The following is a 14,169-nucleotide window of genomic DNA, read 5'->3' as shown; positions in this document are numbered from 1 at the left end:
CTCCTTGCGATCAGAGTTCAGCTCAATGCTGGGCCTGATTCTCGATACACTCCACCAGCTCCCTGAACGTCTGGCGGTTATGGTCGTTCAACGACATCAGAATTTTATGCGCTTCCAACACACGCTCGCGCGCATCGCCTTCGTTAACGGGCAACGCCGGTTGCTCGTCTAGCGGCGATTTGGATTCAAGTTGTGGTTGGGAAACGATGGCGTACACCCGATCACGAAAACCCATGGTTTCAATCAGACGGGTAATATCAGCGCGGGTAGAGACCAGGGTTGGAACACGGCCCATGGCGGGCGTGGCAAGACGGGAAACTTTGGCCAGCATACCAAGACTGGTGCTGTCGATGCCTTCGGCTTCGGTGACATCCACGGTGACGGATTGGAAAACCGGGTCGTCCACCATGCGGTAGAGACAACTGTCGAGCGTGGTACAGAGCGTCATTCGGACATCGCCTGTCAACTTAATGACATAGGCACCCGCTTGGTTCGCCATTAAAACCCGACCAGTACTCATTGAAGATACGACCTAAGCACTCTTTCGACCGTTAACACTGTTTTCGACCGTTAACACTGTGATGTCATCCGGCACAGCCTGGGTTTTACCCCTTTCGGTCATCTGCGCCAAAAATTGGAGCATAGTATGAGACGCGTCTGCACCCAACTCAAGTAAGTGCGCTTCCTTTTCTTGTAAACTGGCGTCGTCCAGCAATTCCAGAACACCGTCCGACATAACTGACAAGCGTTCGAAACCGTCCAGCGACAATTCATGCTCGTTAAACTCAACGTTCTCGAAGAGACCCACCGCCAGATTTTCCGGATCCAAGGTTCGAACCGATTGCTGCGCGCCGAGGATAGGCGCGGGGAAATGGGCTGCAGAAGCGTAATGCAAGATGCACTTTTCGGTATCCAGCACGCCGTAGAATACGGTGGCGTGTTTGCCGGTTTGGGTTTTGAGCAATTCCTGGTTGATCAATGCCAATACTTGAGCCGGGTGCACCACGACGTCTGAACTGCCGTTGTCGATTTCATCGCGCAATCGATCAATCTGATTTTTAATCAATAAGGTAATCAGTGCGGAACTGGCGCCATGGCCGGAGACGTCTGCCACGTAAAACACCAATCGGTTGTTGGGGATAGGAAAGTAATCGACCAAATCACCGCTGAGATAATTGGACGGCACCATACGGTGGTTGATGCGAAATCCACCGCGCTCGAGCGGCTTTTCGGGTAACAATCGCTGTTGCACGGCGCGGCCGGCCTGCAAGTCGAGTTTCAGTCGATCGACATGATTTTGCAGTTCCTGATTGCGCGCTTCCAACTCGACCCGATAACGATAGTTCTCACGAACCAGCAGCGAGCGTTCTAAAGCGCGTTCGACGGAGTGTTCCAACACACCCAGATCCACGACGGGTTTCATCAGATAGTCGCTGGCACCCAGGCGCAACGCGTCGACTACGTCGGACATCACACCCGCACCTGACACCACGATCACCGGTACTTCGTCGGTCACTTCCATAATGCGCCGCAGCAGAGTGAGCCCGTCCATCACCGGCATGCGCAGATCACAAATCACCAAGTCGAGTGCTTCTTGTTCGAACAGCGCCAGGGCGGCCTCGCCGTTGTCGGCTTCAAGCACGCTGTATCCACTGTCTTCGAGGTAGGCAACGATGGAATCGCGCACCGCCTGGTCATCGTCTACGACCAGCAGTTTGGCGTCGGTGATTGGCATTCGGTTGACTTCCACTGCGAGATGGATGCAACTTAACGGGGCGGGTTCTGGAAAGCAATAGAGCCCCATCCGCCATAGGCCAGACGAGGTGAGCATGAGCACAGCGGATCGAGATTACGACGAGAAAAGGGACTTCATTCGCATGCGGATGAATACGCAAGCGCACATTTTTCTGGAGGGAGAAAGCACGCCCATCAGCGCACACTGTCAGGATTTCAGCGCCGTCGGCATGAGCCTGATCATCGACAAACCACTGCCCATTGGCACCCAAATCCGGGTGGTGATTGAATCACCCAACGAGCATTTATCGTCTCTGGACGCCCAAGCTGAGGTCGTTCGCTGCGACGCTGACGGCCAACAATACCGTCACGGTGTCGAGATTCGCGGCCTGGACTGATCGCTCTGGCCGACTTGCTTAAAAGCTTTCGTCGATGAAGCCTTCATCGACGAAGCCTTCTTCGGCGCTATCTTCATCGATAAAGGCGTCCGACTTCACTTCCCCGTCGTTTACCTGAAATTCCCGCATCGAAAAGTAGGCTTCCCGAATCACCGGATAGGTATCGCCAGAAAAGAGACCATCCGACGCCAATAAATCGGCTCGTGTCTGCAAGCCATCAACCACCAGAATTGAACCACGCTGCCAGTGTTCCATCTCAACGTAATTCAATGGATTCTGCCACTGATCGACCACTCGGCCGGTACCGTCACGCAGCGACGACGGACCGAGGATGGGCAACACCAGATAAAACCCATGGCCCAATCCCCAATACCCCAGGGTTTGTCCAAAATCCTCAGGTACCGGTTCAATCCCCATGCGACTGGCAACATCAAATACGCCGACCAGACCGACAGTCGTGTTGATGGCAAAACGCCCAGTCGCTGCACCCGTGCGCCGCCATTTGCCCTGCAGCAGGTTGTTGCTAGCGTTACGGACTTCACCCAGGTTAGCAAAGACATTGCGCACGCCCTGCTCCATCGGATCCGGAATCACCCAGTGGTAAGTACGTGCAACCGGCCGCACCAAAACGCGATCGACACCGTTATTAATGGAGAAAATCACGCGGTTTACCGGTTCCAAAGGATCCCGGTTATCGGCCAGCACTGTGCTGGTTCCAAGCAGTAGGCCTGAAACCAGCAACGTCATACGGAGGGTGTTAACGTTCAAAGCAAGTGTTGCCTCAGGCAGGGGTGCGATAGTCCTTCATCCAGTCCGCCAACGCTTGTTCGGCCCGACTCTTTGACGGTCGGTTCGGTCGCGTGTCCTGAGATTGCGCTGCGACACTGGCTTGCGCCAACAAACGCTGTTCAAATTCGCTGGGCTGGGTACGCACCTGTTTTTCCAAGGTTTTGACGCGGTTGCCTACGCCAATCGCGCCCTGGTTCATCATTTTCAGTTCCTGACGCAGAAACCGATCCTGCTGAATCAGTTGTTGCTGCAGTTGCCGAATCTTGCGCGCGTGGTGCAATACAACAGCCAGCAGCAACACAGCGGTCGCGGCGGCGGCCAACACCATCGGTTCTTGAGACGCCAACAGCAGTTGGCCAGTTTGCATCACTTCATTCAACATGACGGTTCCCCTCCGTTAGGTTTTTGACGGTCGTCACACTCTGACCCTAGCTTTGCACAAAGCGGGCCAGAGTGGAGGGGTACTGAAGATAGGGGATATACATCGCCGGCCGGGCTTACAGCTCAGCGATTTCCTGCCATTCGCGCTCAGTCAACAACTTGGCGATTTCGATCAAAATCAACAGCTCATCGTTCTTGTGGCATACGCCCTGGATGTAACGCGAGCTTTCATCGTTGCCAACGTTCGGCGCGGTTTCGATTTCGGAGGCTTTCAGGTACACCACTTCAGCCACTGAATCGACCAGAATACCAACCACCTGGTTGTCCGATTCCAGAATAACAATGCGGGTATCATCGGTTACTTCGGCGGTCTGCAACCCAAAACGCTCACGCGTATCAATGACAGTGACCACGTTACCGCGCAGGTTGATGATGCCAATCACGTAACTGGGTGCACCTGGCACCGGTGAAATCTCGGAATACCGCAACACTTCACGAACTTGCATCACATTGAGACCATAGGTCTCATTACCCAGCCGGAAAGTCACCCATTGCAGGACCGAATCATCCCCGGCTTTGATTTGCGCTGTCATAACAGAACCTCATGTCTATCTGGTAAGCAACTATAGTAGAGTCCGCTCGGGCGTCCAGCTGAACCGCCGGGTTCAGCGTCTCAACGCCGTCTGCGCAAAGGCATGCAGGTCCACTAACGCACACATTTGATCAATGACTGTACCGGCCAACCAGGGGCGGCTGGTGCGAGTCGAGCGCCATTTGACGGCATCCGGATGCAGAGTGATGGAACCTTCAATGGCGTGGCAGCCAAAGGCCCAATCCGAACCGTGTACCCCAACGGCGTATTCCAGGCTTTCCTTGCTTTCCGGACGGTAGCGCTCAGGCATCACCAGTCGCGCGGTATCAACCACCCGGATGTTGCGATCCGATTGGATCGGCAGTAATCCCAAAAACCATTTCGGCTGATCGAACAGCGGCGTCAAATCCTTGTCCAATTGATGAATGTTGCCCAACAAGATCAGCGGCACCGCCAATTTGAGGCCATCCACGACAAACACAAGGCAGTCAAACCGCTCTTGGCCCCACGCAGGTCGGCCATTCTCCAACCACTCACCCACGCCGCCGTTGTCGGCTTCCGGCGCATTGTGCGTGTCAAAATCAAAATCAGGTTTGGCAACGGTTGCATCGGCTTCCGGCTCCGGGTCGGGTTCCAGATCAGCCAAGGCAATTTCGCGCTCAAATTCTGGCTCTGGGGCCGGTTCGGATACCTGTGGTCGCGGTTCTGGTTCCGGCCGATGTGATTTGGCCTGAATTTCAGGGTCGGACGCCCACTCCTGTTCCAGAGAGAGCTCCGGCTCTGGCTCGGATTCCGGCTCAACGTCAGGTTCGACTATGGGCTCCGGTTCTGCGACCAACACTTCAGCAACAGATTCCGGTTCCGGTTCCGGTTCCGGTTCCGGCAGAACGTCCGCCACCTCGACCAGCGGTTCAACGTCTGGTTCGATTTCCGGTTCGTCAACCGGAGCGGCCGCGACAGGTTCGGGCTCGGGTTCTGGCTCAGGTTCCGGTTCTGACGCAAGCTCGGGCTCAGGTTCTGGCTCTGGCTCTGGCGCGGAATCAACCACGGTCAAAACCGGCGTTTCGCTTTCGACCGGCTCAGCGCTTTCTTCTTCAGGTTCGAAATGCGTTGCTTCGTGCAGCATGGCGTCCAGGTAGGTCGCCAGAGTGCGATCTGCCGCCAGTTCAGTACGAACTTCTGCGCCACTCTTATTGTTCACCGCTGACTCCCGCGCACGCGCAGCCAAAATTTGGCTGTTAGGGGTGAATCAGACGGTTGGCTGCTACACATTTATTGGCCCCTCAGTCCATCGCCAACAGGGTTTTCAACAAGGATTGATAAGCACGCGCTGCACGCGAATCCGGTGAGTACAACGAAATGGGCAAGCCTTCGCGGCTGGCGTCCCGCAACCGGGTATCAACCGGAATGGCCGACTGCCAGATGCTGCCTTCGTATTGCTCGCGCAACGTTCGCAATGCCTTTACCGACGCCTGAGTCCGGCGATCAAACATCGTCGGGATGATCAAATGCTGCAAGCCACGTTTCTGCGACGCCATCACCATGCTGATGGTGTGCACCATGCGCTCCAGACCCTTCAACGCCAGAAATTCGGTTTGCACCGGCACCAGCAGACGTTTGCAGGCGGCCAGCGAATTAATCAGCAACACGCCTAACAGCGGCGGTGTATCGATCAGGGCGTAATCAAAATCGTCCCACAGGTGCGCCAGCGTTTTGGACACCACCAGACCCATGCCTTCCTGCTGGCTGACGTTACGCTCCAGCGTCGCCAAAGCCGTCGAGGCTGGCATCAACGACATACCCGGCTGTGAAGTCTCTTTGATCAACTGCTTGGGCAGATCGTCCGGGACTTTGCCTTTGGTCATAAACAGATCGTAGGCGCTGCGCTCGAGATCGTCAGGGTTATAGCCAAAATAGCTGGTCAGAGAGCCCTGCGGGTCCAGATCGAACACCAGTACTCTGTGGCCCTTTTCGGCCAGCATGGCGCCCAAAGACACCACCGAGGTAGTTTTCCCCACCCCGCCTTTTTGGTTGGCAACGGACCAAACGTGCATGGACTCTCCTTAAACATCCGTTCTTCTTGTCCGAAAGCGGCCAAACCGGACCCTCGGACCAAAGACCGCTTTAGGGTTCAGCAACTTCCGGACCAACTGGCGTCGGTTCCGACGAAATCAGGCTATTAGGCCTGTCCAGTCGCGTAACAACAATACTGACACGACGATTCCTCGCCGTCCGCGCCTCATTGGTCTCATCAAAGCGCGGCTGATATTCACCAAACCCAACGGCGGACAGCCGTTCCCCGGCAATGCCGGCGGTTTGCAAATAGCGGACGACATTGGCCGCCCGCAATACCGATAACGTCCAATTATCGTCAAAACGCCCACCCGGTGGCGATCGATCAGTATAGCCTTCCACCGCGACCGGCAGTTCCATCGGCGCCAATAAAGCGGCAACTTCATAGAGAATTGTTTCCGCTTGTGCCGTTATATCGGCCGAACCCGGCGAAAATAAAACCGGTTCGTCTAAATCAATAGCCATCCATTCGCTGTTGCCACTGACGCTGATCAGCGAATCGTCCAGTTGCTGAGCGAAATTGGCTTCAATCTTCTGGCGCACCTCCAACAGGGTGGATTCCTGATGGTAGGTTTCAGTGTCTGCCACATCCTCTCGAGTGCTCGGCACTGGCTCGGGACGGTACAGCGGATTGAAGAAATCCGGCCCGGCTGGCGTCGTATCCAGTTCGATCGGTTTTACGCTGGTCGGCTCAACATGGAATATCTGTAACAGATTCCGACTGACCGCCTCAAATTTTCCCGAATCCACCGAAGAAATGGCGTATAGAAAGACAAAAAAAGCAAACAATAGCGTCAAAAAATCGGCGTATGACAACATCCACCGCTGTGCCTGATTGGCGACAAAGCGCTGATTGCGGCGACGCCGACGCCTCACGCGCCATACTCCTGCAGACGCCGCTCAAGTACGCGGGGGTTTTCGCTGTCGGCAATGGCCAGCATGCCATCGAGCACCATTTCATCGAACGCAAAGCGCGTTTCGGCCAGAGTGCGCAGCCGCGCGGCCACAGGTAGGAAAAACAGGTTTGCCAGACCGACGCCGTAAATGGTGGCCACAAAGGCAGTGGCTATACCACCGCCCAACGCCTGGGTGTCTTCGATCTGGGTCATTACCTGAATCAGCCCCAGAACCGCACCAATAATTCCCATCGTCGGCGCATAGCCACCCAATGAATCGAAGAAATGCGCGGCTTTCAGCCAGCGGCCTTCGCGACTGTCCATCGACACTTCGAGGCTGCGCTGAATTTTATCGCCGCTTTCACCATCGACCAGTAATTGCAGCCCCAGCCGCATGAAGTCATCGGTTTCATTGTTTGAATCGGCTTCCAACGCCAGTAAGCCTTTGCGCCGCGCCAACTGGCACCAACGCACCAGCTTGGCCTGCGCTTGATCGGCTTGCCAGTCAGGACCGCTGAAAACGGAAGGGAAATAGCGCCAGGCCAGGCGCCAGGTGGCGAGATCGGATTGCACCAGACCCGCTGCCAAAGTGCCGCCAAGAACAATGGCGGCCGCAGGCAGGTTGGTCAGTGAACCCACCTGCCCACCTTCGAGCAAATGGCCGCCGAAGACAGCGACCCAGGCCAGCAGCAGCCCGACAAAAGCGATCATGGCGTACGTCCTTTAGTGTTCGAAACCCCGAATCAGGCCGTCACCACCTCCACCAGGCGGCTGGCGACTTCATTCAGGGCGATGACTTCATCGGCCAAATTGGCTTTGACCACTGCAGAAGGCATGCCATCGATCACACAGGTCGAGGATTCCTGCGCCCAAACCACACCATCGGCGTCTTTGATCAGGCGGGCACCTTCGCGGCCGTCCGCTCCCATTCCCGTCAACACGACCGCCAGAATGTTTTTACCGTAGTACTTCACGGCGCTGCCGAAAGTGACGTCCACCGACGGTTTGTAGTTGAGCCGGGCGTCGCCTTCAAAAATGCGTAACCGATTCTTGCCCGTGAACATCATCTGCATGCCGCCCGGTGCGAGCAAGGCCTCGCCGGCTTTCAGGGTGTCGCCATCGGATGCTTCACGAACGCTCAAGGCGCATTGGCGATCCAGTCGTTCAGCAAAGGCCCCGGTGAAACTGCCTGGCATGTGTTGGATCATCAAAATGGGCGCGGGGAAATTCCCGGGAATCTGAGTCAGAACTTTTTGCAGTGCAACCGGGCCTCCGGTGGAGGTTCCGATCATCACCAGATCAAACTTTTGCGCGTAACGTTTGCGTCGGCCGACCGGCGCTGGGGCTGGTTTTTCCTGCGGGGCTGGAGCCGTGTCCAAGGCCAAGGCTTTCGGTCTGGCCTGGCCGGCAATGGCGATGATTTTTTCACACAGCGCCTTTTTCAGCGCGCTGGGTCCATCGGCGACGTTTTCGTAACTCTTGGGCAGATAATCGACCGCGCCCGCGTCCAAGGCATCGAGTGTGACTCGGGCGCCGGACTGGGTCAGTGATGAGAACATCAGAATGGGCGTCGGCTGGCGGTTCATGATTTCCCGCACCGCCGAAATGCCATCCATCATGGGCATTTCATAGTCCATGGTGATGACATTGGGTTTGAGGCGGACCGCCAGGTCGATGGCTTCACGGCCATTGGACGCTTCGCCAATGACCTTCAGCTCCGGATGGGCGTCGATCAGTCCACGTATCCGAGTTCGAAAGAAACTGGAATCGTCAACGATCATCACCGTAATGGGCATTCAATTCTCCTTATTCGGGCCGTAGCCCGCATCAATCCGCTGCGCTGTACGCTTTCAACAGACCGGGGACGTCAATGATCAACGCGATGCGTCCATCGCCGGTAATGGTAGCACCGGCCATCCCCTCGGTTCCCTGCAACATTTGGCCAAGCGGTTTGATGACCACCTCTTCCTGGCCAACCAATTGGTCGACCACAAAACCCACTTTCTGAGTGCCGACAGACACTACGACGACATGACCTTCTTCCTCGGACGCATCGCTGCGATGCCCTTTCACCAGCCAACGTTTGAGGTAGTACAACGGCAAGGGCTTGCCTCGCACCATCACGACTTCACGACCATCAACAACGTTGGTTCGACTCAAGTCGAGATGGAAAATTTCATCAACGTTCACCAGCGGCAATGCAAACGCCTGTTCGCCCAACATGACCATCAAGGTCGGCATAATGGCCAGCGTCAACGGCACCTTAATGCGAATGGTGGTGCCACGGCCTTTTTCCGAATCGATGTCGATGGTGCCGTTCAATTGGCTGATCTTGGTTTTCACCACATCCATGCCAACACCACGACCGGAAATATCGGAAATTTCGGTCTTGGTGCTGAAGCCCGGAGCAAAGATCAGATTGAAACATTCGTTATTGGTCAGCCGATCGGCCGCATCCTGATCCATCACGCCACGTTTGACGGCAATTTCCCGCAGCTTATCCGGGTCCATACCGCCGCCGTCGTCGCGAATCATCAACAGAATGTGATCGCCTTCCTGCTCGGCGGACAACACCACTTCACCGGCGCGAGGTTTACCCGCAGCGGCGCGAACATCCGGCATTTCCACGCCGTGGTCGACCGAGTTGCGAACCAGGTGAACCAGCGGATCGGCCAAGGCATCGACGAGGTTTTTATCCAGGTCAGTTTCTTCGCCTACCAGTTCCAGGTTCACTTCTTTTTTAAGGCTGCGCGCCAAATCGCGCACCACGCGCGGAAAACGACCAAAGACTTTTTTGATCGGTTGCATCCGCGTTTTCATCACCGATGTTTGCAGATCCCCGGTGACCACGTTCAGGTTACTGACCGCTTTTTGCAGCATCTCGTTTTCGAGCTCGCTGCCCAGACGCATCAGCCGGTTACGCACCAACGTCAATTCGCCGACCATGTTCATGATGTCATCGAGGCGTTTGGTGTCGACGCGTACCGTGGTATCGCCACCTGCGGCCGGAGCGCGTTGTTCGCCGCCAGCTTTTGCCGGTGCGGCCTTGGCCGGTTCCGGAGCAGGCTCAGCCTTGGCGGCCGGTTTGGCAGCAGGAGCGGCTTTCGGTTTGGGTTTAGCGGCCTCAGCTTTGGCAGGTTCAGGTGCCGCCGGTTTGGCGGCTGGTTTATCGTCGCTGGCACTGCCGGCTTTGAACTGGCCTTTGCCATGCAATTCGTCGAGCAAGGCTTCAAATTCGTCGTCGGTGATTTCATCACCGTTGCCTGCGGCCGGTGCGGCCGCTTTGGTTTCTTTTTTATTTTCAGCCTTGGCTGGCGTACTGGACTCCGCTTCAGCGTCGCCGCTGCCGGCTTTGAATTGGCCTTTGCCGTGCAATTCGTCCAGCAACGCTTCGAATTCATCGTCGGTAATTTCATCGCCACCAGTACTCGCACCACCGGCATCGGAGGCGGCCGAAGTCTCGGTTTTTTTGGTGGGCGATGCAGCCTGATCCGTCGGCGAAATAGCGTCGAGTAATTCTTCAAATTCAGCGTCAGTAATATCATCACCGGGCTGAGGAGATTCGGCGTCAGACTCGATGACCGCTTCTGGCTCTTCGTCAGTCTCTTCGACGGATTCGTCGGCTTCTTCTTCAACCGCTTCATCGGCCGACGCCGGGGCGGCATAACGATGCAGCAACGCCACCAATTCTTCATCAGCCGGTTCTGGAGTTTCGCCGCTGCTGACCTGGCTGAACATTTCATTGACGCTGTCCAGACCACGCAAGACCGCGTCCATCAAATCGGCGTCTACCTGGCGCAAGCCATTACGCAACGTATCGAAGACGTTTTCCGCAGCGTGGCAGCAATCGACCAACGGGGTTAATTGCAAAAAGCCGGCACCGCCTTTGACGGTGTGGAAACCACGGAAGATGGCATTGAGCAAATCCCGGTCGTCCGGGCGGCGCTCCAATTCAATCAGCTGTTCGGACAACTGCTCAAGAATTTCACCGGCCTCAACCAGGAAATCCTGTAAAATTTCTTCGTCCGCTTCGAAGCCCATGCTGCTCTCCTAGACCCCAATCAAAAGCCAAGACTGGACAACAAATCGTCCACATCGTCCTGGCTGGATACGACACCTTCGGCATTGGCGTTAATCTGTGGTCCTTCGCCTTTGTCACTGACCTCTGTGGGTTCTGCAACAACTTCGGGGCCTTCTCGAACGATGCCTGTAATTTCATCCACCTGGCTGGCCATAAAGACCAAATCCACCAAGCTGGCTTCGACCTCCTTGACCAAGCTGGTTACTTTATTGATGACCTGTCCGGTCAAATCCTGAAAATCCTGCGCCAGCAAAATGCTCGACAGGTTGTTGTACAAGGTTTGCGACTGATCGTTCAGCAGCGTGAAAAATTCATCCAACTGCCAATAGAGCGTGCGAAATTCTTCGGCGCTCATGTCGCGATCCACCAGACGCTTCCATTCCGTTTTCAAGCGACCGGATTCCTCGGTCAGCGCACCGGCCACCGGCATGCTTTCCTCGACCAGATCCAAGGTGGTATTGGCCGCTTTCTCGGTCATGGTCACGACGTAACCCAGGCGGTCCGTTGCTTCGCTCATGTCCGAGAGTTCCTGGACGGCTTCGCCAGGGCGTGCATCGATGTGGAAGTTGGTGATGGCGCTGTGCAGCGCCCGGGTGAGCCGGCCGACTTCCTGATACAAACCGCGATCCCGCGCGTCTTGCAGCTCTTGCAAGGTCTCCAGCGCCGAGTCCGTTTCACCGGCCTCAATGCGCTGGTGCAGTTCAGCGGCTTTTTCTTTCAACAGATCTGAAAACGCAGTTCCGGCGAAATGCTCCGTTCGGGCCTGCTGCAGCTTGACCAAAATGGCAACCGCTTCGTCCATGTTGCCGTGCTCAACCTGTTCCAACAGGGCCGGCACCATGGCTTTAAGCGTTTCTTGAAATTGCGGTGATAACTTTTTGTCGTCTGAATCAGCCATAGCGGCCTCTTTGGTCAACCTTTAACACTGGCTATCAGCCGTCTACCCGTTCGAAGATCTTGTCGATCTTCTCTTTCAGCGCGGCAGCGGTGAACGGTTTGACAACGTAGCCATTGACGCCTGCCTGAGCGGCCGCAACGATCTGATCGCGCTTGGCTTCGGCGGTTACCATCAAGACGGGAATGGATTTCAGACGATCGTCTGAACGAATTTTCTTCAACAGCTCAATGCCGGTCATGCCAGGCATATTCCAGTCTGTGACCACAAAGTCGAAGTCGCTGCTTTGCAACATCGGCCATGCACTGGAGCCATCGTCTGCTTCATGGGTATTGCTGAAGCCCAGGTCGCGCAGCAGATTCTTAACGATACGGCGCATCGTTGAAAAATCGTCAACAACCAGGATTTTCATGTTCTTGTCCAAGATGACCTCCTCTAGCCTCACCCGACAAACTGCTTACTGCCTTCTTAATGATAGACGCTGGCAACCGGCTATCCAGTCTTGAGGACGCCTTTCAGCCGACCGACGGGAAGCGCGGCGCTTTACCATTCAGACTGCGTCAAAACAGCAGTTTCCTGGCACAGCACGCGTAAGACTCGTCAAGGCCTACTGGCGTCTGTATCGACCGGTGATCGCGATAGTTTAGAGCGTCCGGAAGCCGCCTAGTCTACCCCAACAGTGGCTGTGATACAGCCGGGTAGACGGGCGGGCTTACCACTCGCTCATGCGGGCGCGCAGGCGCATAGCCGCCTGGGTGTGGATCTGACTGATGCGGGATTCACTGACGCCCAGCACGGCGCCAATTTCCTTGAGATTGAGCTCTTCGTCGTAATACAGCGACAGCACCAACTGTTCGCGTTCAGGCAATTGTTTGATGGCTTCGGCCAACTGGTGATTGCGCTGATCCGATTCCACTTCAAAGTGTGGCGCTGAATGCTGGCTGTTGCCGACCTGAAAATCCTGCAGGTCGCCATTGCCCTGCTCCATCAGTTCTTCAAAGCTGAACAGACGCGAGCCCTGGGTGTCTTTGAGCAGCGAATAGTAGTCGTCGAGGCTCATTTCCAGCAGCGCCGCCACTTCCTGATCCTGGGCGTCGCGGCCTTCGCGCATTTCAATTTCACGAATGGCGTCGGCAATGCGACGGGAATTGCGGTGTACCGAACGTGGAATCCAATCGCCTTTGCGCACTTCATCGAGCATGGCGCCGCGAATGCGGATGCCCGCGTAAGTCTCGAAACTCGCACCCTTGGTGTGATCGTAGTTCTGTGCAGCCTCAAACAGGCCGATCATGCCCGATTGCACGAGGTCTTCGAGTTGGACGCTTTCCGGTAAACGCGCCAGCAAATGGTGGGCGATGCGTTTCACCAGCACACCCTGCTCGGCTACCAGGCGGTCGTAATCGACCTTCTTTTCGGTCTGATACATAGTGTATTGCTGCACCGACATGTCAGGCGACTCCAGTAGTCCCCTGGACCAGCCGCTCCACAAAAAACTCCAGATTACCCCGGGGTGTGGTGGGCAAAGGCCAGGTTGCAACCTTCTGGGCCAGTGACCGATAGGCGATCGCGGCTTTGGACCGCGGATACGCTTCGATCACCGCCTTCTGGCGCTGGACGGCCTTACGCACCGATTCATCCATGGGTACGGAGCCGACGTATTGAAGTGTCACGTCCAGAAAACGGTCCGTGACCTTCGACAATTTATTGAACAGCGCCTGACCTTCCGTGGGCGTGCGGACCATATTGGCCAGTACACGGAATCGGTCCATCTTGCAGTCGCGGTTCAACACCTTAATCAAGGCATAGGCATCGGTCACCGACGTAGGTTCGTCGGTCACCACCATTAAGGTTTCCTGAGCGGCCCGGACAAACGACGTCACGGTGCGCGAAATACCGGCAGCGGTATCGACGATCAGTACATCCATCTCGTCACCCAATTCGCTGAACGCACCGATGATGCCAGCGTGTTCCGCTTCACCCAGGTTGGCCATCCGCTGCGTTCCGGACGACGCCGGAATGATGCGAATACCGCCCGGTCCGGGTACCAGAATATCGCGCAGTTCAGCCTCACCGGACAGGACATCGGCAATGTTGCGACCGGAGGAAACGCCCAGCAAAACGTCGATGTTGGCCAAGCCCAAATCGGCATCCAACAAGACCACGCGCTTGCCTTGTTCCGCCAGGGCGACCGCCATGTTGACGGATACGTTGCTTTTCCCCACGCCACCTTTACCACCGGTGACTGCCAGTACCTGTATCGGTTTCAAACCACTCATTCGCTCGTTCAACTCCGTTGGCCCAGTATAGGCAATTGCCGTCATCTTTGACGT

At 56.0% G+C, this 14,169-nt stretch carries 16 protein-coding genes; 1 reads left to right on the top strand and 15 read right to left on the bottom strand.

Annotation, left to right across the window (positions count from 1 at the left end; all coding sequences use genetic code 11):
- Positions 1-22: 22 nt before the first annotated feature.
- Together DW349_RS08125 and DW349_RS08120 are read right to left on the bottom strand one after the other, a co-directional pair.
- Positions 23-448: an STAS domain-containing protein gene (locus tag DW349_RS08125; RefSeq protein ID WP_157954247.1), complete on the bottom strand. Its 426-nt coding sequence runs from the start codon at positions 446-448 to the stop codon at positions 23-25.
- Between the two features lie 84 nt (positions 449-532).
- Positions 533-1,735, bottom strand: a complete 1,203-nt coding sequence (locus DW349_RS08120; RefSeq protein WP_162824628.1) for a response regulator — start codon at positions 1,733-1,735, stop codon at positions 533-535.
- Between the two features lie 94 nt (positions 1,736-1,829).
- Here DW349_RS08120 and DW349_RS08115 point away from each other — a divergent pair, with 94 nt between their 5' ends.
- Positions 1,830-2,132, top strand: a complete 303-nt coding sequence (locus DW349_RS08115) for a PilZ domain-containing protein (RefSeq protein WP_108124443.1) — start codon at positions 1,830-1,832, stop codon at positions 2,130-2,132.
- Between the two features lie 18 nt (positions 2,133-2,150).
- Here the strand turns inward: DW349_RS08115 and DW349_RS08110 are convergent, their stop codons facing one another.
- The 13 genes from DW349_RS08110 to DW349_RS08050 form a co-directional block, all read right to left on the bottom strand.
- A complete protein-coding gene (locus tag DW349_RS08110) occupies positions 2,151-2,795 on the bottom strand; it encodes an MlaA family lipoprotein (RefSeq protein ID WP_198650417.1) in 645 nt (214 codons plus the stop codon).
- A gap of 118 nt (positions 2,796-2,913) precedes the next feature.
- Positions 2,914-3,303, bottom strand: coding sequence for a hypothetical protein (locus DW349_RS08105; RefSeq protein ID WP_108124445.1), 390 nt, complete (start codon positions 3,301-3,303; stop codon positions 2,914-2,916).
- Positions 3,304-3,418: 115 nt separating this feature from the next.
- The gene (locus DW349_RS08100; RefSeq protein ID WP_108124446.1) at positions 3,419-3,895 is read right to left on the bottom strand and encodes a chemotaxis protein CheW; all 477 of its coding nucleotides are present in this window, start codon (positions 3,893-3,895) and stop codon (positions 3,419-3,421) included.
- A 72-nt stretch (positions 3,896-3,967) separates the two neighbouring features.
- Positions 3,968-5,095 (bottom strand): chemotaxis protein CheW, encoded by a 1,128-nt coding sequence (locus tag DW349_RS08095; protein WP_108124447.1) that lies wholly within the window; start codon positions 5,093-5,095, stop codon positions 3,968-3,970.
- An 82-nt stretch (positions 5,096-5,177) separates the two neighbouring features.
- The gene (locus DW349_RS08090; protein WP_108124448.1) at positions 5,178-5,948 is read right to left on the bottom strand and encodes a ParA family protein; all 771 of its coding nucleotides are present in this window, start codon (positions 5,946-5,948) and stop codon (positions 5,178-5,180) included.
- 70 nt (positions 5,949-6,018) lie between these two features.
- Positions 6,019-6,843: an OmpA family protein gene (locus DW349_RS08085; protein ID WP_108124449.1), complete on the bottom strand. Its 825-nt coding sequence runs from the start codon at positions 6,841-6,843 to the stop codon at positions 6,019-6,021.
- On the bottom strand, positions 6,840-7,574 hold the full coding sequence (locus tag DW349_RS08080; protein ID WP_108124450.1) for a flagellar motor protein: 735 nt from the start codon (positions 7,572-7,574) through the stop codon (positions 6,840-6,842). Before DW349_RS08080 ends, DW349_RS08085 begins: the two co-directional genes overlap by 4 nt.
- A gap of 32 nt (positions 7,575-7,606) precedes the next feature.
- Positions 7,607-8,659: a protein-glutamate methylesterase/protein-glutamine glutaminase gene (locus DW349_RS08075; RefSeq protein WP_108124451.1), complete on the bottom strand. Its 1,053-nt coding sequence runs from the start codon at positions 8,657-8,659 to the stop codon at positions 7,607-7,609.
- Positions 8,660-8,690: 31 nt separating this feature from the next.
- A complete protein-coding gene (locus DW349_RS08070; RefSeq protein WP_108124452.1) occupies positions 8,691-10,904 on the bottom strand; it encodes a chemotaxis protein CheA in 2,214 nt (737 codons plus the stop codon).
- 20 nt (positions 10,905-10,924) lie between these two features.
- Entirely contained in the window at positions 10,925-11,842 is a 918-nt protein-coding gene (locus DW349_RS08065) for a protein phosphatase CheZ (protein WP_232819273.1), read from the bottom strand.
- A 34-nt stretch (positions 11,843-11,876) separates the two neighbouring features.
- The gene (gene cheY / locus DW349_RS08060; RefSeq protein ID WP_438646594.1) at positions 11,877-12,251 is read right to left on the bottom strand and encodes a chemotaxis response regulator CheY; all 375 of its coding nucleotides are present in this window, start codon (positions 12,249-12,251) and stop codon (positions 11,877-11,879) included.
- A gap of 300 nt (positions 12,252-12,551) precedes the next feature.
- Complete coding sequence (locus DW349_RS08055) at positions 12,552-13,265, bottom strand: RNA polymerase sigma factor FliA (protein ID WP_108124854.1); 714 nt, start codon at positions 13,263-13,265, stop codon at positions 12,552-12,554.
- Positions 13,266-13,287: 22 nt separating this feature from the next.
- A complete protein-coding gene (locus tag DW349_RS08050; protein WP_108124454.1) occupies positions 13,288-14,115 on the bottom strand; it encodes a MinD/ParA family protein in 828 nt (275 codons plus the stop codon).
- Positions 14,116-14,169 lie beyond the last annotated feature (54 nt).

This window comes from Saccharospirillum mangrovi, assembly GCF_003367315.1.
In the GTDB taxonomy this organism is placed as follows: Bacteria; Pseudomonadota; Gammaproteobacteria; order Pseudomonadales; family Natronospirillaceae; genus Saccharospirillum; species Saccharospirillum mangrovi.
The sequence above is the reverse complement of the archived record's forward strand: the minus strand, read 5'-3'. Positions and strand labels throughout refer to the sequence as shown.